Annotated in this window: 21 protein-coding genes; 8 read left to right on the top strand and 13 right to left on the bottom strand. The window is 64.9% G+C overall.

Annotated elements, in window-relative coordinates:
- The first annotated feature begins 7 nt into the window (after positions 1-7).
- The gene (locus tag ACFOPH_RS14550; protein WP_312548443.1) at positions 8-715 is read left to right on the top strand and encodes an ABC transporter permease; all 708 of its coding nucleotides are present in this window, start codon (positions 8-10) and stop codon (positions 713-715) included.
- A complete protein-coding gene (locus tag ACFOPH_RS14545) occupies positions 712-1,380 on the top strand; it encodes an ABC transporter ATP-binding protein (RefSeq protein ID WP_379736010.1) in 669 nt (222 codons plus the stop codon). The genes ACFOPH_RS14550 and ACFOPH_RS14545 overlap by 4 nt, the downstream gene beginning before the upstream one ends.
- On the opposite strand, the gene ACFOPH_RS14540 is transcribed toward ACFOPH_RS14545, so the two are convergent.
- The 10 genes from ACFOPH_RS14540 to ACFOPH_RS14495 form a co-directional block, all read right to left on the bottom strand.
- Positions 1,377-2,015: a DsbA family oxidoreductase gene (locus tag ACFOPH_RS14540; RefSeq protein WP_379736008.1), complete on the bottom strand. Its 639-nt coding sequence runs from the start codon at positions 2,013-2,015 to the stop codon at positions 1,377-1,379. The genes ACFOPH_RS14545 and ACFOPH_RS14540 overlap by 4 nt on opposite strands.
- A gap of 86 nt (positions 2,016-2,101) precedes the next feature.
- Positions 2,102-3,565 carry a ribonuclease G gene (gene rng / locus ACFOPH_RS14535; RefSeq protein WP_379736006.1) on the bottom strand — a complete coding sequence of 488 codons (1,464 nt, stop codon included), beginning with the start codon at positions 3,563-3,565 and terminating at the stop codon, positions 2,102-2,104.
- 309 nt (positions 3,566-3,874) lie between these two features.
- Positions 3,875-4,492 (bottom strand): Maf family protein, encoded by a 618-nt coding sequence (locus tag ACFOPH_RS14530; protein WP_312548438.1) that lies wholly within the window; start codon positions 4,490-4,492, stop codon positions 3,875-3,877.
- Between the two features lie 11 nt (positions 4,493-4,503).
- Positions 4,504-4,974, bottom strand: a complete 471-nt coding sequence (gene rlmH, locus ACFOPH_RS14525; protein WP_312548436.1) for a 23S rRNA (pseudouridine(1915)-N(3))-methyltransferase RlmH — start codon at positions 4,972-4,974, stop codon at positions 4,504-4,506.
- A gap of 6 nt (positions 4,975-4,980) precedes the next feature.
- Positions 4,981-5,658: a ribosome silencing factor gene (gene rsfS, locus ACFOPH_RS14520; RefSeq protein WP_312548435.1), complete on the bottom strand. Its 678-nt coding sequence runs from the start codon at positions 5,656-5,658 to the stop codon at positions 4,981-4,983.
- Complete coding sequence (locus ACFOPH_RS14515; RefSeq protein ID WP_312548433.1) at positions 5,658-6,329, bottom strand: nicotinate-nucleotide adenylyltransferase; 672 nt, start codon at positions 6,327-6,329, stop codon at positions 5,658-5,660. The genes rsfS and ACFOPH_RS14515 overlap by 1 nt, the downstream gene beginning before the upstream one ends.
- Positions 6,326-7,237: an oxygen-dependent coproporphyrinogen oxidase gene (hemF, locus tag ACFOPH_RS14510; protein ID WP_312548432.1), complete on the bottom strand. Its 912-nt coding sequence runs from the start codon at positions 7,235-7,237 to the stop codon at positions 6,326-6,328. The genes ACFOPH_RS14515 and hemF overlap by 4 nt, the downstream gene beginning before the upstream one ends.
- 257 nt (positions 7,238-7,494) lie before the next feature.
- A complete protein-coding gene (gene purD / locus ACFOPH_RS14505) occupies positions 7,495-8,760 on the bottom strand; it encodes a phosphoribosylamine--glycine ligase (RefSeq protein ID WP_312548431.1) in 1,266 nt (421 codons plus the stop codon).
- A 14-nt stretch (positions 8,761-8,774) separates the two neighbouring features.
- The gene (locus ACFOPH_RS14500) at positions 8,775-9,500 is read right to left on the bottom strand and encodes a YebC/PmpR family DNA-binding transcriptional regulator (protein WP_312548430.1); all 726 of its coding nucleotides are present in this window, start codon (positions 9,498-9,500) and stop codon (positions 8,775-8,777) included.
- 127 nt (positions 9,501-9,627) lie between these two features.
- Positions 9,628-10,464: a DUF2182 domain-containing protein gene (locus tag ACFOPH_RS14495; RefSeq protein WP_379736002.1), complete on the bottom strand. Its 837-nt coding sequence runs from the start codon at positions 10,462-10,464 to the stop codon at positions 9,628-9,630.
- Between the two features lie 124 nt (positions 10,465-10,588).
- Between ACFOPH_RS14495 and ACFOPH_RS14490 the strand changes: the two genes are divergently transcribed.
- Genes ACFOPH_RS14490 through ACFOPH_RS14475 form a run of 4 tightly spaced genes read left to right on the top strand, consistent with a single transcriptional unit; the run spans position 10,589 to position 13,033 of the window.
- Complete coding sequence (locus tag ACFOPH_RS14490; RefSeq protein WP_312548428.1) at positions 10,589-11,509, top strand: DMT family transporter; 921 nt, start codon at positions 10,589-10,591, stop codon at positions 11,507-11,509.
- Positions 11,510-11,523: 14 nt separating this feature from the next.
- Complete coding sequence (locus tag ACFOPH_RS14485; RefSeq protein WP_312548426.1) at positions 11,524-11,919, top strand: methylglyoxal synthase; 396 nt, start codon at positions 11,524-11,526, stop codon at positions 11,917-11,919.
- Positions 11,919-12,893: a quinone oxidoreductase family protein gene (locus tag ACFOPH_RS14480; protein WP_379737936.1), complete on the top strand. Its 975-nt coding sequence runs from the start codon at positions 11,919-11,921 to the stop codon at positions 12,891-12,893. Before ACFOPH_RS14485 ends, ACFOPH_RS14480 begins: the two co-directional genes overlap by 1 nt.
- Complete coding sequence (locus ACFOPH_RS14475; protein ID WP_312548425.1) at positions 12,890-13,033, top strand: hypothetical protein; 144 nt, start codon at positions 12,890-12,892, stop codon at positions 13,031-13,033. Before ACFOPH_RS14480 ends, ACFOPH_RS14475 begins: the two co-directional genes overlap by 4 nt.
- A 37-nt stretch (positions 13,034-13,070) precedes the next feature.
- Here ACFOPH_RS14475 and ACFOPH_RS14470 read toward each other — a convergent pair whose 3' ends face one another.
- The 3 genes from ACFOPH_RS14470 to ACFOPH_RS14460 all read right to left on the bottom strand — a co-directional run bounded on the left by ACFOPH_RS14470 (position 13,071) and on the right by ACFOPH_RS14460 (position 15,907).
- On the bottom strand, positions 13,071-13,283 hold the full coding sequence (locus tag ACFOPH_RS14470; RefSeq protein ID WP_312548424.1) for a hypothetical protein: 213 nt from the start codon (positions 13,281-13,283) through the stop codon (positions 13,071-13,073).
- Between the two features lies 1 nt (position 13,284).
- On the bottom strand, positions 13,285-14,823 hold the full coding sequence (locus tag ACFOPH_RS14465; protein WP_379735999.1) for a hypothetical protein: 1,539 nt from the start codon (positions 14,821-14,823) through the stop codon (positions 13,285-13,287).
- Positions 14,824-15,271: 448 nt separating this feature from the next.
- Complete coding sequence (locus ACFOPH_RS14460) at positions 15,272-15,907, bottom strand: DUF4136 domain-containing protein (protein WP_312548422.1); 636 nt, start codon at positions 15,905-15,907, stop codon at positions 15,272-15,274.
- Between the two features lie 198 nt (positions 15,908-16,105).
- Between ACFOPH_RS14460 and pepN the strand changes: the two genes are divergently transcribed.
- Positions 16,106-18,751, top strand: a complete 2,646-nt coding sequence (gene pepN / locus ACFOPH_RS14455) for an aminopeptidase N (RefSeq protein ID WP_379735997.1) — start codon at positions 16,106-16,108, stop codon at positions 18,749-18,751.
- Positions 18,752-18,788: 37 nt separating this feature from the next.
- Entirely contained in the window at positions 18,789-19,793 is a 1,005-nt protein-coding gene (locus tag ACFOPH_RS14450) for a class 1 fructose-bisphosphatase (RefSeq protein WP_312548421.1), read from the top strand.
- Positions 19,794-19,884: the final 91 nt, after the last annotated feature.

Below are 19,884 nucleotides of genomic sequence, written 5' to 3'. Positions count from 1 at the left end.
AGCCCGCATGACCCTGTTCGAAGCGACGCGGCACGCGTTCGCGCTGCTGTTCTCGGGCGACGCCGCGCTCTGGCACATCATCTGGGTCTCGATCAAGACCAGCGTGATCGGCCTGCTGCTGGCGACGCCGCCCGCCGTGCTGCTCGGCTACGCGATCGCCATGCATCGCTTCCCGGGCCGCCGCATCGCGGTCTGGCTGGCGCAGTGCGCGCTGTCGCTGCCCACGGTCCTGATCGGCCTGCTGCTGTATTTGCTGCTGTCGCGCCGCGGGCCGCTCGGGCCACTGGAGTGGCTATTCTCCCAATCGGGCATCATCGCAGGCCAGTTCGTGGTCGGCCTGCCGGTGCTGCTCGCCTTTACGCTGGCGGCGGTGCAGGCGCTCGATCCGCGCTATGCCGAGACCGCGCGCGCCCTCGGTGCCTCGCGCTGGCGCACCATGACCACCGTGCTGCACGAGGCGCGCTACGGCGTGATGGCGGCCGTGATCAGCGGCTTCGGCCGCGTGATCTCGGAAGTCGGCTGCGCCCTCATGGTGGGCGGGAACATCCAGGGCGAGACCCGCACCATCACCACCGCCATCGCGTTGGAAACCAGCAAGGGCGAGTTCGCGCAGGGGATCGCGCTGGGCATCGTGCTGGTCACGCTGGCCCTGGTGATGAACGGCGCGCTGATGCTGCTGCAGGGAGAAGCGCATACCGCCGGGGGCCGCGCATGAGCGCCTTGCTGACGGTGCGCGGCCTGCGCAAGCGGCACGGCGAGCGCCTGCTGTTCGACATCGCCGAACTGACGCTGGACGCGGCCAGCGCCTACGTGCTGACCGGCGCCAACGGCGTGGGAAAAAGCACGCTGCTGCGCATCCTCGGCGGGCTCGAGACGGCCGAGGTCGACGAGGTGTCCTTCGACGGCCAACCGGTCTCGCTGCATCCCTATCCGCAGGCGCTGCGCGCGGCCATCGTCTACGTGCACCAGCACCCGATCATGTTTTCGACCAGCGTGGCCGACAACATCGCCTACGGCCTGCGCGCGCGCGGCGCATCGAAGGCGGACGTGAAGAAGGCGGTGGACGAGGCGATGGCCTGGGCTGGCGTCGACTACCTGCAGGATACCGACCCGGCGCGCCTGTCCGGCGGCGAGAAGCAGCGCGTCGCGCTGGCGCGCGCGCGCGTCTTGAGGCCGCGTCTGCTGCTGCTGGACGAACCGACCGCGAACCTGGACGGCAGCGCGCGCGAACAGGTGATTGCGCTGATCCCGACCTTGCTGGAGCAGGGCAGCACCGTGGTCATGGCCTGCCACGACCGCGATCTGATCGGCTTGCCGGGCGTGCGCAGGTTGAAGCTGCGCGACGGGCGCCTGGAATACCGTACCGGGACAGGTTCTTAGCGGCCTGCGCCTTCGAGCACCTGGCGCAGCGCCGCCTCCATGGTCTCGTAGGGCACGGCGCCGCGCACCGCCAGCGCCTGGTCCCAGCCGGCGCCGCTTGGGCGGAAGACCATGATCGGCACCCCGGCCACGCCGAGCGAATGCGCCAGCTTCTGGTCTTCCAGCACCTCATTGGTATGGCGCGCGCTGCCGAGCGCTTCGCTCAGGCCGAGCCGGTCGACACCGCACTCGACCCCGATATCCTCCAGCACGCCCGGGTCGCCGATATCGCGGCCGTCCACGAAGAATGCCCGGAACAGCGCCTCGTGCATGAGGTCGAAGCGGCCCTGCTCGCGCGCATAGGCGACCGCCTCGAAGGCTTTGCGGCTGCGCGGCTGCACCGGCGGCAGTTTCAGGGTCATGCCTCGTTCGGCCGCCATCGGGTACACCGAGCGGTTCCAGGTCGTGTGTAGGTATTCGCCGTCCGGATCGAGCGTGGGTTTCGGATCGGGGCGCAGTTCGAAGGCGCGCCAGACGACCTCGAGTTGGTCGCCATAGGCCTGTTGCAGGCGCTGCACGGCGGGCAGTTCCAGGTAGCAGAAGGGGCAGACGTAGTCGCTCCAGATGTCGAGGCGGATGGAGGCTTGGCTGTTCATGGCGCGATCTTAGGACGATTCGCGCAATAAGAGCGCACCCGTGGAGCGCACCCATGGAGCGCACCCGTGGCGGCGGGCGCCTCGTCCTACATCAGGATCACGTCGTACTGCTCCTGGTGGTAACCCTTCTCCACCTGCAGCGAGATCTTCTTGCCGATGAAGTCGCCCAGCATGGCGAGGTGCTGCGACTCCTCTTCCAGGAACAAATCGACCACTTCCTGCGAGGCGAGGATGCGGAATTCGCGCGGGTTGAACTGCTTGGCTTCGCGCAGCAGTTCGCGCAGGATTTCGTAGCAGATGGTGCGCGAGGTTTTCACCTGGCCCTTGCCGCTGCAGGCGGGGCAGGGCTCGCACAGGATGTGGGCGAGCGACTCGCGGGTGCGCTTCCGCGTCATCTCGACCAGGCCCAGGGCCGAGAAGCCGCTGACCGAGACCTTGGTGCGGTCGCGCGCCAGGGTCTTCTTGAGTTCAAGCAGCACGGCGTTGCGGTGCTCGTTGTTCTCCATGTCGATGAAGTCGAGGATGATGATGCCGCCCAGGTTGCGCAGGCGCAGCTGGCGCGCGATGGCGTGGGCCGCTTCCAGGTTGGTCTTGAAGATCGTGTCCGCGAAATTGCGGCCGCCGACGAAACCGCCGGTGTTGACGTCGATGGTGGTCATCGCCTCGGTCTGGTCGACGATCAGGTAGCCGCCGCTCTTGAGGTCGACGCGCCGGCCCAACGCGCGCAGGATTTCCTCTTCCACGCCGTACAGGTCGAACAGGGGGCGCTCGCCGGTGTAGTGCTGCAGGCGCGACAGCACGCTCGGGGTGTAGACCTTGGCGAACTCGACCAGCATCAGATGGTTCTCGCGCGAGTCGACCTGGATCGTCGCCGTCTCGTCGTGCACGAAGTCGCGCAGCACGCGCTGGGCCAGGTTCAAATCCTGATATAACAGGCTCGTGGCCGGGCGGGTGCGGGCGCCGTGCTGGATCGCGGCCCAGGTCTTGCGCAGGTAATCGATGTCGGCGGCCAGGTCGGCGTCGCTGGCTTCCTCGGCCTGGGTGCGCACGATGTAGCCGCCTTTCTCGTCCGCCGGCAGCAGTTCCTGCATGCGCGTGCGCAGCAGTTCGCGGTCGCTTTCCTTCTCGATCTTTTGCGAGATGCCGATGTGCTTGTCCTGCGGCAAGTAGACCAGCATGCGGCCGGCGATCGAGATTTGCGTCGACAGGCGCGCGCCCTTGGTGCCGATCGGATCCTTGATGACCTGCACGGTCAGCACCTGGCCGTCGTAGAGCAGCTTTTCGATGGGCGTGGGCGGCACGTTCGAATTGTCGTGCGGACGCGCTTCCCAGATGTCGGCCACGTGCAGGAAGGCCGCGCGCTCCAGGCCGATGTCGATGAAGGCCGACTGCATGCCCGGCAACACCCGCACCACCTTGCCCGAATATACGTTACCGGCCAGGCCGCGCGTCAGCGTGCGCTCGATGTGCAACTCCTGCACCGCGCCCTGCAGGACCAGCGCCACGCGCGTTTCCTGCGGGGTGATATTGATGAGGATGTCTTCGTTCATGAGCGCTGCGCGTAAGGATATTGTTCAGAGTGTCATGATACACGCTGGGATGGGGGAAGGTGGGGCTGCGGGGTGTTCCGCGGAGGCCGATGTGGTTCCGTAGGGTTGAGGCCGCGTCTGTAGGCCAACGTGACGCAAATGTTCGCGTGGGCACGGAGTGCCCACCCTACGGGAGATCGCGCGGCTTATCCGATGGTCCGCCGCGCATCTCGTAGGGTGGGCACCCCGTGCCCACGCGAAAATACGAGCAGTGTTAGCCGAACCTGGACCGCGAAAGCCAGAGATGAGATGCAGATGATGCCGAGGCCATCAAACCGGCACGCCCACCTTGCGCAGCAGCGCCGCCGTCTCGAACAGCGGCAAGCCCATGATGCCCGAATGGCTGCCTTCGATGTGCTCGATGAACAGCGCGGCCAGGCCCTGGATGCCGTAGGCGCCGGCCTTGTCGTAGGGTTCGAGGGTGGCGCAGTAGGCGGCGATCTGCTGCGGCGACAGCGGAGCGAAGCGCACGTCCGAGACCTGGGTGATGTGCTGGGCGAAATCCGTGTAGTGCACCGCGACCGTGGTCAGCACCTGGTGGGTGCGGCCCGACAGGCGCTCCAGCATCGCCTTCGCCTCGGCCGGGTCGGCCGGCTTGCCGAGGATCTCGTCGTCGATGGTGACCGTGGTGTCGGCCGTCAGCACCGGACGCAGCGGCTGGCGGCGCTGCTGCAGCACCTTCCAGGCAAAAGCGCCTTTCTCCCGCGCCACGCGCACCACGTACTCGTGCGCGGGTTCGCCCGGCAGCACATCCTCGGGCACGTCGACGCCGCGCGCCGGGTCGCTGCGCAGGCTCAGCAGGTCGAAGTCGATGCCGACCTGGCGCAGCAGTTCGCGGCGCCGCGGGCTTTTCGAGGCGAGGTAGATTTTCTTGTCGTGCGCTTTCATGAGGGGCCGATTCAGACGCGGTGATACGGATGGTTCTGGGTAATGGACCAGGCGCGATAGAGCTGCTCCGCCAGCATCACACGGACCATGCCGTGCGGCAGGGTCATGCTGGAAATCCGGATCATCCCTTCGGCCCGCGCCTTCAGTTCAGGATCGAGGCCGTCGGCGCCGCCGATCAGGAAGGCGGTGTCGCGCCCGTCCTGCAGCCAGCCCAACAATTGTTGGGAAAGACCAACACTTGTCAGGTCCTTGCCCCGCTCGTCGAGCGCGATGATGCGTGCGCCTTTCGGCAGCACCGCTTCGATGCGCTCGCGCTCGAGCGCCATCGCGGTGGCCGCCGTCTTGCTGCCGGAACGCTCGACCGGTTTGATTTCCTTGAGCACGATGCGCAGCTCGGGTGGCATGCGCTTCGTGTATTCGGTAAAGCCGGTCTCGATCCAGGCCGGCATCTTGTGGCCGACCGCGGCAATGATGAGTTGCATCGAAACTTACTCGGCGGCCTTCTTGACGACGCGCTTGATGACCTTCTTGACCGGCTCGGCGGCTGCCGGCGCGGCTTTCGGGGTGCGCTTCGGCGGCTTGGCCTTGGTCGCTTCGACGGCGGCGATCTCGCTCTTGCTCGGCGCCACTTTCACGACCTTGCCGACCGGGGCCTTCTTGGCGGCCGGCTTCTTCGCGGCGACGGTCTTGGCGGCGGCGGTTTTCGTCGCGGTCTTGCGCTCGCGCACCGGCTTGGCTTCCGGCTGCTCCTGGTTCGCGGCCAGGTGCTTCGACTTGGTCTTCGGCTCGGCTGCCTCGGCCGCTTCCGGCGTCGACTTGCGCTTGGCTGCGCCCAGCTTCACCGGCTTCTCGCCCCAGATTTCTTCCAGGCGGTAGTACTGGCGGATGGCCGGTTGCATGATGTGGACGATCATGTCGCCCAGGTCGACCAGCACCCATTCGCCGGTGTCTTCGCCTTCCAGGCCGACCACGTCGCCGCCTGCTGCCTTGACCTTGTCGCGCACCGAGGCGGCCAGCGCCTTGGTCTGGCGATTCGACGTGCCCGAGACCACGGCGATGCGGTCGAACAGGCTGGTCAGGTGGGTGGTGTCGAACAGCATGATGTCCTGGCCCTTGACGTCTTCGAGGGCGTCGACGACGAGGGTTTGCAGTTTTTTGATATCCATTAGTTTCTGTATAAATTATGTTGTTGAATGTAGTCTAGCACTACCCGCGCCAGGTACGCGGTCGCGCCATTCTCCGGGGCAGGCCCGGATGCGGCGCCGTCCTGTAGTGCTGCGCGCACCTGAGTCGCGGAAATATCCACCGCCAGGGTATGCGCCAGGCAGACCAGCCCCGAGGGCGTCGTCCTCACCTGTTGCGGCGGCGCCAGCCGCCGCGCGATTTCCTGCGCCACCGCGGGTGGCATGGCGTCCTGCTCCAGCCTGTAGCCCGGCCGGGCGGCGACGCCGATATTCGCCAGGTCGAACAGCTCGCGCCAGTCGCGCCAGCTGTCCAGTCTTTGCAACTGATCGGCCCCCATCAGGAACACGATCGAGACCTCCGGTCCCAGTTCGGCGCGCAGGCCGCGCAGGGTGTCCACCGTATAGGTCGGTTTGCCGCTGTCGATTTCGCGGCGGTCGACGACTGCCGCCAGGCCGGCCTCGCGAAACGCCAGTTCCAGCATGTTGACCCGGTCTTCGTCGCCGGCCTGCAGCGCGGCCTTCTGCCAGGGCCGGGCCGGCAGCACGCGCAATTCGGTCGGCGCCAGCAGCTCGGCGAACAGGCGCGCCAGCGCCACGTGGCCGTGGTGCACGGGATCGAAACTGCCCCCCAGCAGGGCAACGCAGGGAATCACGAAGCGAGCCAGTCCCGGTGCGGCAGGAAATCGGTGTACAGCGCGGCTTCGGCGCTGCCCGGTTCCGGATGCCAGTCGTAGCGCCACTTGACGATCGGCGGCAGCGACATCAGGATCGCCTCGGTCCGGCCGCCCGACTGCAGGCCGAAGTGGGTGCCGCGGTCCCACACCAGGTTGAACTCGACGTAACGTCCGCGGCGGTAAGCCTGGAAGTCGCGTTCGCGTTCGCCGTAGGGCGTGTCCTTGCGGCTCTTCAGGATCGGCAGGTAGGCGTCGAGGAAACCGTCGCCGACGCGCTGCACCATGGCGAAGGCATCAATGAACGGCAGTTCGTTGAAGTCGTCGAAGAAGATGCCGCCGACGCCGCGCGCTTCCTTGCGGTGCTTCAGGTAGAAATACTCGTCGCACCACTTCTTGAAGCGCGGGTGCAGGTCCTCGCCATAGGGCGCCAGCGCGTCGTGGCAGACGCGGTGGAAGTGGCGGGCATCGTCGACGTTGCCGTAGTAGGGCGTCAGGTCCATGCCGCCGCCGAACCACCAGACCGGGTCCTTGCCCTCGGCCGTCGCTTCGAAGAAGCGCACGTTCATGTGCACGGTCGGCGCATGGGGGTTACGCGGATGCAGCACCAGCGACACGCCCATCGCTTCCCAGGCGCGGCCCGCCAGCTCCGGACGCGCCGCGGCGGCCGACGGCGGCAGGTTGGCGCCCATCACGTGCGAGAAATTCACGCCGCCGCGCTCGAGGACATTGCCTTCCTCGATCAGGCGCGAGATCCCGCCGCCGCCTTCGGGGCGTTCCCAGCTGTCACGCAGGAAAGGCTTGCCGTCCACGTCTTCCAGGGCCGCGACGATGCGCGACTGGAGGTCGAGCAGCCAGGCTTTGATGGCGGATGGGGAGGGGGTGGACATGGGGATCGCTACGGGAGTCAAAATTGATGGCGATTGTACACTGTGCGCGGTGTGCGTACGGAATTCGCTGCTTTGGGTGCCAAGGACGGCGTGGGTTCGAGAACCCACCCTACAAAGGCGCCCGCCGCGTTCTGACGCATCGCGGTGCGATTTTCGTAGGGTGGGTTCTTGAACCCACGCGGTACAACAGTTCCGAACCGGCGACAACGACAAATGCCGCTATCGGCGACGCGCCTGATGAATGAAATGCCGACGGCTTACTTGATCCCGCGCCACCCGATATCGCGGCGGAACTGCGCGCCGTCGAAACGGATCCGGTCGACCACGTCATAGGCCTGCTTCTGCGCCATCTTGACGCTGTCGCCCAGGCCGACCACGCACAGCACGCGGCCGCCGTTGGTCTTCAGGACGCCATCGGCCAGGGTGGTGCCGGCATGGAAGGTGATGCATTCCGCCGTCTCGGCCGGGATGCCGTCGATGACGTCGCCCTTGCGCGGGCTGTCCGGGTAGCCGGCGGCTGCCATCACCACGCCCACCGCCGTGCGGCGGTCCCATTCCAGCTCGACCGCGTCCAGCGTGCCGTTGCAAGCATGCTCGAGCACGGTGACGTAGTCGCTTTTCAGGCGCGACATGATCGGCTGGGTTTCCGGGTCGCCCATGCGGCAGTTGAATTCCAGCGTGCGCGGGTTGCCTTCGGCGTCGATCATCAGGCCGGCGTAGAGGAAGCCGGTGAACTGGATACCGTCCTTGGCCATGCCCTGGATGGTCGGGTTGATGATCTCGCGCATCACGCGTGCGTGCATCGCCGGGGTGACGATCGGCGCCGGCGAATAGGCGCCCATGCCGCCCGTGTTCGGGCCCTGGTCGGCGTCCTTCAGGCGCTTGTGGTCCTGGGAGGTGGCCATCGGCAGCACGTTCTTGCCGTCGCACATGACGATGAAGCTGGCTTCCTCGCCGGCCAGGAATTCCTCGATGACGATGCGCGCGCCGGCGTCGCCGAAGGCGTTATCGGACAGCATGTGGTCGACCGCAGAATGGGCTTCAGCAAGTGTCATGGCGACGACCACGCCCTTGCCGGCCGCCAGGCCGTCGGCCTTGATGACGATCGGCGCGCCGTTCGCGTCGACGTAGGCGTGGGCCTGGGCCGCATCCGAGAAACTCTGGTACTTCGCGGTCGGGATGCCGTGGCGCTGCATGAAGGCCTTGGCAAAATCCTTCGAGCTTTCCAGCTGCGCCGCCTCGCGCGTCGGGCCGAAGATCTTCAGCCCGCGCGAACGGAACAGGTTGACGATGCCGGCGGCCAGCGGCGCTTCCGGGCCGACCAGGGTCAGCGCGACGTGTTCCGCCACGACGAAGTCGGCCAGCGCCGCCGGGTCGGTGATCTCGACGTTCACCAGGCGCGTATCGAGCGCGGTGCCGCCGTTGCCGGGCGCGACGTAGACCGTCTGGACGCGTTCGGATTGGGCCAGTTTCCAGGCCAGGGCATGTTCACGGCCTCCAGAGCCGACTACCAGAATCTTCATATGGCTCTCGTCGTTTATTCTTCGATGACGGCGTTGGTGTAGACGTCCTGGACGTCGTCCAGGTTTTCCAGCGCATCGAGGATCTTCTGCATCTTGACCGCATCGTCGCCGACCAGCACGGTCTCGCTGTCCGGCTTCATGATGACTTCCGAGACTTCGGCCTTGAAGCCGGCCTTTTCCAGCGCTTCCTTCACGCCGGCGTAGGAGAATGGGGCGCACAGCACTTCGAAGCCGCCTTCCTCGTCCTGCACCACGTCGTCGGCGCCGGCTTCGAGCGCCGCTTCCATCAGCTTGTCCTCGTCCACGCCCGGCGCGAACTGGAACTGGCCGACGTGCTTGAACATGAAGGCGACCGAACCCTCGGTGCCCATGTTGCCGCCGTACTTGTTGAAGGCGTGGCGCACTTCGGCCACGGTACGCACGCGGTTGTCGGTCAGGCAGTCGACGATGATGGCCGCGCCGCCGATGCCGTAGCCTTCGTAGCGGACCTCTTCGTAGTTGACGCCTTCGAGTTCGCCGGCGCCGCGCTGGATCGCGCGGTTGACGTTGTCCTTCGGCATGTTGGCGTCGGCCGCCTTTTCGACCGCCAGGCGCAGGCGCGGGTTGGCGTTGACGTCGCTGCCGCCCATGCGCGCGGCGACCGTGATTTCCTTGATCAGTCGGGTCCAGATCTTGCCGCGCTTGGCATCAGTGGCGGCTTTCTTGTGCTTGATATTGGCCCATTTGCTGTGTCCAGCCATGTTCGAGAATTCCTTAGACGGTTTGGGGCGCCCCTCGCCGCCGCTCGCGACGGTTTTTTGCGCTTCCCTTATGCAAGAGTGGGCGACATTTTAGCATGCGCCCGCCCGCGAACCGTCGGCTCTCGTGTTATGGAAACAGCAATAGTGTCGCCCATGCGACGAGCCCCAGGCCGCCCACGCAGGCCACCACCGTGCCGCCCGGCAGCAGCTTCTCGGCCAGGATCAGCGCCGCCAGTGCGATCAGGGCCGCCAGGTTGGTGACGCCGGCCGCGAACAGCAGCAGCATCAGCAGCCAGCACGAGCCACAACAGTAGAGACCATGGGTGAAGCCCATGCGCCAGGCCCCGAACAGGCCGGGACGCCAGCCGGTCAGCACGAAGGCGAGCGGACTGCGGCACATCTGCAGGCAGGCATGCTTGGCCGGCGTCCACTGGTAGAGGCCGGCCGCGACCAGGGCCAGGCCGCAGGCGCTGGCATTCGTGACGGCCATGTTGGCGTCGAGCGCGCCGGCGTCGTGCAGCGCCCACTGGGCCAGGGCGGCGAGGGCGCCGAAGCCGCCCCACACCATCAGGTAGCCGACCACGAACAGCAGCGTGGCGAGGTTCGGGTAACGCACGGTATGCGCCAGCCGGTTGATGCGGGCGAACAGCAGGATCGCCGGGGTGGCGGCCGGCAGCACCATGGCCCAGAGCATCGCCCCCCACATCGCGAGCACCAGGCCGAGTTCGTGCGCGCGGTAGGGCGAGACCTGGGGCGCGGCCGCCAGCACGGCGCCGGGCAGGGCAGCGGGCAGGGCGCCCGGGTCGACCGTCGAGATGCGCAGCGCCCGGAACACCAGGCAGGCCCAGCACAGCGCGACAAGCGCGGTTAGCCAGGCGATGACGAACGGCCGGTCGCGCCCGGCCGAGGGGTCGACACGGATCAGCGCGCTCATCGGGCCGCCTCCCTGGGGGCGGGCGGCCATGTCAAGCTCCAGTTCGGCATTGTGGTTCCTCATGAGTAGTGATTGTGGAGCTTTGACTTGGCGCATGGGCTTGCGTTCCGGGCGCTGCCGAGCTTGATTCAATGCTTCGCCGTACAATCGACGCATGACCCAGGACTCATCAAGCACATCCGCAGCATCCACGCCACACTCTGGCCTGGTTGCCGGTCTCGCCATCGCCATCGGTGGCGCCGTTTTGTTTTCCATGAAGGCTGTGGTCGCCAAACTGCTGTATCGCTACCACATCGATGCAGTTACTTTGATCGCCTTCAGAATGTTGTTCTCGCTTCCGGTGTTCGCTGGCGTGGCGCTCTGGAAGATGCGCACCGAAGCGCCCCTGGGCTGGCCCGACCGCTGGCGCATCGCCGGCCTCGGGCTGGTCGGCTATTACCTGTCGAGCTACCTCGATTTCCTGGGCCTGCAGTACATCTCGGTCGGGCTCGAGCGCCTGATCCTGTTCCTGACCCCGACCTTCGTGCTGGCGATCACGGCCGTGGTCTTCAAGCGCCGCATCGCCGCCGTCGAGTGGTGCGCGCTGGCGCTGTCCTACTGCGGCATCGTGCTGGTGTTCGTGCACGACCTGGCCGGCGGCGCCGGCAGCACGGCAGTCGGCGCGCTGTTCGTGCTTGCATCCGCATTGACCTACGCCTTCTACCTGCTCGGCTCGGGCGAGATGGTGCGCCGCATCGGCTCGCTGCGCCTGGTGGCGTATGCGATGTGCGTGTCGAGCGTCGCCTGCATCGCCCAGTTCTTCCTGCTGCGCCCGGCCTCGCTGCTGGTGCAGCCGCTGCCGGTATACGGGCTCTCGCTCGTGAATGGACTTTTCTGTACTATCTTCCCGGTGTTCATGACGATGGCCGCGGTGCAGCGCATCGGCGCCGCCACCGCTTCGCAGGCCGGCATGATCGGCCCGGTGTCCACGCTCTTCCTCGGCGCCCTGGTGCTGGGCGAGCCGATCACCGCGGTGCAGCTGGCCGGCACCGGCCTCGTCCTGGTGGGTATCTACATGCTGTCCCTGAAAAAATAGGAAAGAGACGAAGAATGAAGCCACGCATCGCACTCATCGCGCACGACAAGAAGAAGGACGACATGATCACGCTCGCCGCCGAATACCGGGACTTCCTGGCCGGCTGCACGCTGTCGGCCACCGGCACCACGGGCGGACGCCTGATCAACGAGCTCGGGCTGGAGGTCGAGTGCAAGCACTCGGGCCCCTTCGGCGGCGACCTGCAGATCGGCGCCCAGCTGGTGATGGGGGAGATCGACTGCGTGATTTTTCTCCGCGATCCGATGACGCCGCAACCGCACGAACCCGACATCAACGCCCTGGTGCGCGCCTGCGACGTGCACGACGTCGCCTGCGCGACGAATGTCGCGACGGCGCACCTGGTGCTGAACCAACTCATGCATGCCAACGACAAGGAGAAGACACAATGATGGCCAAGGCAATCCGACTGACCCGGACCGGCGGACCGGAGGTGCTGGAATACGTCGACGTCGAGGTCGGCGAGCCGGGCCCGGGCGAGGCGCGCGTGCGCCAGCATGCGATCGGCCTGAACTTCATCGACGTCTACTTCCGCACCGGGCTGTACCCGATGCCGCTGCCATCCGGCCTCGGCCAGGAAGGCGCCGGCGTGGTCGAGGCGGTGGGCGAGGGCGTCACCCATGTGCGGCCGGGCGACCGCGTGGCCTACGCCGGGCGCCCGAACGGCGCCTACAGCGCGCTGCGCGTCATGCCGGCCGACATCCTGGTGAAGCTGCCGGACACGATCGATTTCGAGACCGCCGCCGCCATGATGCTGCAGGGCCTGACGGTGCAATACCTGTTCAACGGCACGTATCAGTTGCAGCCGGGCCAGACCATCCTGTTCCACGCGGCGGCCGGCGGCGTCGGCCTGATCGCCTGCCAGTGGGCGCGTGCGCTCGGCGTGAACCTGATCGGCACGGTCGGTTCGAAAGAGAAGGGGGAACTCGCCCTGGCGCACGGCGCCGCGCACGTCATCAACTACAACGAGGAAGACATCGTGGCGCGCGTGCTGGAGATCACGGGCGGCAAGAAGGTGCCGGTAGTCTACGATTCGGTCGGCAAGGACACCTTCATCCGCTCGCTCGACTGCCTGCAGCCGCGCGGCCTGATGGTCAGCTTCGGCAATTCCTCGGGCGCGGTGCCGCCGTTCTCGCTGAACGAACTCGCCTCGCGCGGATCGCTCTACATCACGCGCCCCTCGCTCGGCGCCTACGCCGCCACCCGCCCGGAACTGGAGGCGATGGCTGCCGACCTGTTCCACATGGTCGCCAGCGGCAAGGTCAAGATCGGCATCAACCAGCGTTACCCGCTGGCCGAGGCGGCACAAGCCCACATCGCCCTCGAGTCGCGCCGCACCACCGGCTCGACCATCCTGCTGCCATGAGGGAGTTTTCCGACGACCGCGAGCCGGACGAGCCCGATGAGACGGGCTCGCCGAGGTTTGGACGTTTATTGGTGGTGCTGGTTCTGGCTGTGCTGCTGGTCATCGTCATCACCATCGCATCGGAAGCGTATTTCTCGTAGCGATCAGACCGCATCCGGGCATGGCCGGTGAAATTGCTCAGGTATTCATGCTTAGCCAGTCGGTAAATTCGCATGCGCTCATCGCGGACTCGTTACTGATTGGCATTTTATCGATGCCGTAGCTACGAATGCGATAAGCGCCGCTGTGGATGTCGCGATAAACAGACGCATAGCCGCTGGTGGTAGTGATCTCGGCATAATGACATTCTCCACAGCATACTGTGCTGAAACGAATTTCATCGATGTTCATATCATGCTCCGTAATAGAAGCCGGTCATGCCACGCGTGACGTTCACAGTCCCTGCCAGCTCGAGTTGGCGGATATACGCCATGGTCTTCTCGAAAGCGCTTTTTGTGATGCGCAGGTCGTCGCCAGTCAGGTCTTCACCTGAGCCCGAATCGCCGAGTGTCGTCACGGTATGCCAGAACGGGAAACCTGTTGCGCCGTAAAGCACGATGTTGTCAATCCACGTTTTTATGGCTGAAAATTTCTGCCAGCCCGCCCCATGGTTGCCGATATCGATGGAGCCAACGCTTGCGGGATTGTCGATCCCGAACGGCGTGATATGCACGTTCGAGTGCAGCGAGTGGCGTTGGAGCTTGATGCCGCAATTGGTAATGACTTTTTCGGCCAGGATGCTGGTGCCGGATTGGGGCGACGCGTAGAACTCCTGTCCGCGGACAAAGCCGCTTTGCGCATACCAGGATTTTGCCGCCTCGATTTCATAGCGAATCGCAGCCGGGTTGGTTTCGGTCGCCAGATTATAGTGATTCGCGGTATGATTAATGATGTCCCAGCCGGCGTCGTAATAGGTCCGGCAAAACGCGTAGTCTCCTGCAGCATCCGGCGTCCAGTCGCGGATGATCTTGCTTTCGTTGCCTACCACCCGGCGTGGCGCGGCGACGTATCCCACCCAGCCATATTCTTCGAAGACAGGCAGCACGTAGTCGATACCGTCGCTGCTCAACTGGTCCACGCCGAGGCAAAATTGCGGTTTGCTGGAGAAGCCGGTCCAGAGGCTATCGAAATAGAGTTTGCAACCAGCAAAGTTCTCCAGGTCGATGAAGAGGGTTTTCAGGAAATTTCCTGTAGTGTCGAGCAGCTCGCTGCCAGCGCCTGTACCATATTTCGTGAAACTCAGGCCGGGAAAGATAGCCTCTACCGCCGGCATGTTCCCGACAAGGTGCTTTTGTTTCAGTACCAGGAAGTTCCAGCCGTGCCGAACCTGGTTGGCGTTGAAATAGACGGCATAGCTGTCGTCGTTGTAATCGCCGTTGTTGCTGGGAGTAATACCCAGCGAGTGCTGCACACTGCTGGTTTTTGCCGACAGGTCGGCGTACAGCCAGAGGCCAATCAGGCCGTCGGTTGCAACGTCGCCTAGCGCGTCGTTATACAGGACCAGCTGGATCGTGGCGTCCGAAGCCGGCTCGACCAGCATCATGGCCGGCAGACCTGTGCGGGAGAGGATTCCGGTGGCATTTCCCTCGGCGTCCATGCCCGAAAAGTCCCGCGTAATGATGGGCGCGGGCGAAGGCGTGCCATTCACAAGGCAGCGCGAGCCGCCAAAATCCGAGAACATGTAACCTGCGCTGATCACATTGTCGGTCATGGCGAGAGGCTGGCCGCTGGTGAGCTGATTGACCGGCGAATACGGGACAGAAGCCGGGCTCGCGGACAGCAAGCTCTGGCGCGTGGAAAGCTGCGTCGTGGGGCCGCCGGCAGGGCTGCGCGATGCGCGACCTGGACCGGGAGCCGGCATGTATGCTTCGGCGTTGGTGATCTCTACCATGTGTCGCTCCAGTGGTGACGACAGGCCATTGGCCAGCCTTAGGTTTCACTCGACAAACCCTGAACTCGTAGATGCCTGGTGGTACCTGGTCCGCATTGCTCGGCTGCGCCAATTCGCATCGTTACCATTGCGTGCCGACGCCATCAGTATTGCTGTGGACGAGGTCATTTGTCCAAGATTCTTTTATGAAAAGTGCTTGAGCGCTCGATAAAGCCTCATGGCCGCCTTGCTATGGATGAGCCCAGTCGCAAGGCGAAACAAATGATCGGCAAGTGATCTTTCCGCCATCGCGCATCCGGCGCCACGAATGAATGAGCTCGACAGTTCACCGCTCATCCATAGCGAACGCTGACAGCGCCATGAAAAATGCCAGTCATCTTCGCTGACTGGCATGAGGCACTACGCCGGGTTTTTCCATCCTTGGCAGGCTGTACAGGCCTGCGCCGATTCAACCATTCTGCTGCTTCATCTCCACGCGCCGTACGCCGCCGTTCGGTCCCGGGAAGCCCGCAAAGGCGCTCTGCACCAGCGCCGGCATCACGCTCGGGGTCGACAGCTCGCGGCTCATGTTGTGCACGGTCACGTCGAACAGGCGCTTGTCGCCGGCGTCCTTGATCGAGACCTGCAGCTCGCGGCGGTACTGGTTCTGGATCGACACCTCATACGCGGGGAAGGGGCTCCAGAACGGATCGTAGAACGGGTGATACCAGCCGGCCCAGCGCCCGCGCGGGCCGAAGCGCGGGCCGTAGCGGTAGGAGAAGCTGTTGAACATCGGCGGCACCGGTTCGACCACGCGCACCGGCACTTCGGTCGTGGTAAAGCGCATCGCTACCTTCAGGGCAGCCGGCGCGGCGGGCGCCTCGCGGAAGCCCAGTTGCGCCAGTTGTCCGCGCACCAGGTTCTGGTAGCTCTGGTATTCCAGCGTGTTGTCCATGGCCGGCGGCGCCTCGAAGACATAGCTCTTGTCCTCGATCTGCGCCGGCCACTGGTGGAAGGTGGTCACGTTGCTGCGGACAGTCGTCGCGCACCCGCCCAGCAACAGGGCCATGGCGGCGGCCGCTGTCATCATGATCAAGCGTTTCATGTTGTTCTCTCCAAAATATCGACGGTCTTTCCCGATGCTCAGATTGCGCCTCTACCCGCATTTTCGCAGATAAATTTACACCTGGTTACTCATGGCACATGGCGATACACGGGATGGGAAGAATCAGGGCGCGCCCGAGGCAAACCTTGTTGGTAGAATAAGACCTTCTTCTTCGACTGTATTTTTCGGAACAATCCCATGCGCACTGATACGCCCCAGACGATCTACCGGAAAGACTACACTCCGCCCAGCTACCTCGTTGACACTGTCGAGCTCGGTTTCGACCTCGATCCCGCCCGCACTGTCGTCGCCAACCGGCTGACGATGCGCCGCAATCCCGACAGCGCCCAGCGCGAAATCGAGCTGTACGGGGAAAACCTGGAACTGGTGGCGCTGCGCATGAACGGCAAGACGCTCGGCGAGAGCGACTACCGGATTGAGGGCAGCCTGCTGACCATCCCGAACGCCCCCGAGGAAGCGACGCTCGAGATCGAGACGGTCTGCGCGCCCGAGCTGAACACCACCCTGAACGGCCTGTACACCTCGAACGGCAGCTTCTACACCCAGTGCGAGGCCGAGGGCTTCCGCGCCATCACCTATTTCCCGGACCGCCCGGACGTGATGGCCAAGTACACGGTCATGCTGCGTGCCGACAAGGAAAAATATCCGGTGCTGCTGTCGAACGGCAACCTGATCGAGGAAGGCGATCTCGGCGATGGCCGCCACTACGCCAAGTGGGAAGACCCGTTCAAGAAGCCCTCTTACCTGTTCGCCCTGGTCGCCGCGCGCCTGGTGTGCCAGGAAGAAAAATTCAAGTTGGCAGACGGGCGCGAGGCCCTGCTCCAGGTCTGGGTCGAAGAGGGCAACCTCGACAAGACCGACTACGCCATGCAGTCGCTCAAGAACAGCATCCGCTGGGACGAGGAGCGCTGGGGCCTGGAACTGGACCTGGACCGCTTCATGATCGTCGCCGTCGGCGACTTCAACATGGGCGCGATGGAAAACAAGGGCCTGAACATCTTCAACACCAAGTTCGTGCTGGCCAATCCGCGCGTCGCCACCGACGTCGACTTCCAGGGCATCGAAGCGGTAGTTGGGCACGAATACTTCCACAACTGGACCGGCAACCGCGTCACTTGCCGCGACTGGTTCCAGCTGTCGCTGAAGGAAGGCCTGACCGTGTTCCGCGACCAGGAGTTCTCGGCCGACATGGTCGGCACCGAGAGCGGCCGCGCCGTCGGCCGCATCGACCAGGTGCGCACCCTGCGCCAGGCCCAGTTCCCGGAAGACGCCGGCCCGATGGCCCACCCGGTGCGCCCGGACTCGTTTGTCGAGATCAACAATTTCTATACCGTCACGGTGTACGAGAAGGGCGCCGAAGTGGTGCGCATGTACCAGACCCTGCTGGGCCGAGAAGGCTTCCGCAAGGGCATGGACCTGTATTTCGAGCGCCACGACGAGCAGGCCGTGACCTGCGACGATTTCCGTCGCGCCATGGCTGACGCGAACGGCCGCGATCTGAGCCAGTTCGAGCATTGGTACAGCCAGGCCGGCACCCCGGTGGTGCGCGCCGAGACCCGCTACGACGAGATCGCGAAAACCTATACGCTGACCCTGTTCCAGTCCTGCCCGGCCACCCCTGGCCAGTCGAGCAAGTTCCCCTTCCACATCCCGGTGGCCGTGGGCCTGCTGGGTGCGGACGGGCGCGACATGCCGCTCGTCATCGATGGCCAGGAACGCGGCACCACCGCCGTGCTCGAGCTGACCGCAGCCCAGCAAAGCTTCGTCTTCGAGAACGTGCAGGAGCAGCCGACGCCCTCGATCCTGCGCGACTTCTCGGCCCCGGTCGTCCTCGACTACAACTATGGCGATGCCGACCTGCTGCACCTGTTCAGCCACGACAGCGACCCGGTGAACCGCTGGGAAGCCGGCCAGCGCCTGGCCATGGGCCGCCTGCTGAAGCTGACCGGCGAAGTCGGCGTCGGCGCCTCCTTGCTGCTGGACGACACCTTCCTGATGGCCATGGGCAAGATGCTGAGCGACGAGAGCCTGGATCCGGCCTTCCGCGAGCAATGCCTGCTGCTGCCGTCGGAAACCATGGTGGCCGAGCAGATCGAGGTGGTGAATCCGCTGTCGATCCACCTGGCGCGCCAGTTCGTGCGCGCCAACATCGGCACCCGCCTGCGCGAGGAACTGCTGGCGCAATACCACGCCAACCAGACGCCGGGCGAGTACAGCCCGGACGCGCTCTCGATCGGCAAGCGCGCCCTGAAGAACCTGTGCCTGGCCTATCTCACCGCGGCCCAGGACGAGGAAGGCCTGCGCCTGGCCCAGGAACAGTTCGACAACGCCGGCAACATGACCGACCGCGTGGCCGCCGTCAGCGCCTTGCTGCATGCCCGCGCACCGAACGTCGACCAGGTGCTGCAGCGCTTCTACGACGAGTTCGAGGACGAAGCCCTGGTGGTCGACAAGTGGTTCGCGATGCAGGCCTCCAGCGCCACCACCGACGTGTCGGGCGTGCGCGCACTGATGCGCCACCCGGCCTTCAACCTGCGCAACCCGAACCGCGCGCGCAGCCTGGTGTCGAGCTTCTGCGCCAACAACCCGGTGCAGTTCCACGCGCCGGACGGCAGCGGCTACGCCTTCTGGGCCGAACAGGTGATCACGCTCGACGCCCTGAACCCGCAGGTGGCCAGCCGCCTGGCGCGCGCGATGGACCGCTGGCGCCGCTATACCCCCGAGCTGCAGGAGCACATGAAGAAGGCCCTGCAGCAGGTCGCCGGCCAGCAGCGCCTGTCGAACGACGTGCGCGAAGTGGTCGGCAAGGCGTTGGCCAACTGATCGCTCCAAAAGAATTCAATCCCAAGTAAAGGAAGTCATGAAACGCGTCAGTCTCACGCAATACCTGGTGGAGGAGCAACGCCTCCACAACACCATTCCGGCCGAGCTGCGCCTCCTGATCGAGGTCGTGGCCCGCGCCTGCAAGCGCATCAGCTACTCGGTCAGCAAGGGTGCGCTGGGCGAAGTGCTCGGCACTGCCGACACCGAGAACATCCAGGGCGAAGTGCAGAAGAAGCTCGACGTGATCTCGAACGAAATGCTGCTCGAGGCGAACGAGTGGGGCGGCCACCTGGCGGCCATGGCCTCGGAAGAGATGGAAACCATCCACCCGATCCCGAACCGCTACCCGAAGGGCGAATACCTGCTGCTGTTCGATCCGCTCGACGGCTCCTCGAACATCGACGTCAACGTCTCGATCGGCACCATCTTCTCGGTCCTGAAGGCCCCGGAAGGCATGGGCGAGCCAACCGAGGAAGCCTTCCTGCAGCCGGGCGCGGCCCAGGTTGCGGCCGGCTATGCCGTTTATGGCCCGCAGACCATGCTGGTGCTGACCACCGGCAACGGCGTGCACTGCTTCACCCTGGACCGCGAGATGGGTTCCTGGGTGCTCACCGAGAGCAACATGCGCATCCCGGAAAGCACCAAGGAATTCGCGATCAACATGTCGAACAAGCGCCACTGGCACGCGCCGGTCCAGCGCTACGTCGACGAAATGTTGGCCGGCAAGACCGGTGCGCGCGGCAAGGATTTCAACATGCGCTGGATCGCCTCGATGGTGGCCGACGTGCACCGCATCCTGAACCGCGGCGGCATCTTCATGTACCCGGCCGACATGCGCGATCCGTCCCAGCCGGGCAAGCTGCGCCTGATGTACGAAGCGAACCCGATGGCGATGATCGTCGAGCAGGCCGGCGGCGCCGCGACCGACGGCCGCCAGCGCATCATGGACATTCCGCCGACCAAGCTGCACCAGCGCGTGCCGGTCTTCCTCGGCTCGAAGGAAGAAGTCGAGCTGGTGACCCGTTATCACGCTGACCAGTAATTTTTTGGCAAATCCCGTGCGAAATTGCCGAGTCGGACTAGCACCTTTCGCACGTTGTTGCTAGAATACGGCTCTTCGTCGGGATTGCCTG

Origin of the sequence: Massilia haematophila (assembly GCF_042647645.1) — a bacterium.
GTDB lineage: Bacteria > Pseudomonadota > Gammaproteobacteria > Burkholderiales > Burkholderiaceae_D > Telluria > Telluria haematophila.
The sequence above is the reverse complement of the archived record's forward strand: the minus strand, read 5'-3'. Positions and strand labels throughout refer to the sequence as shown.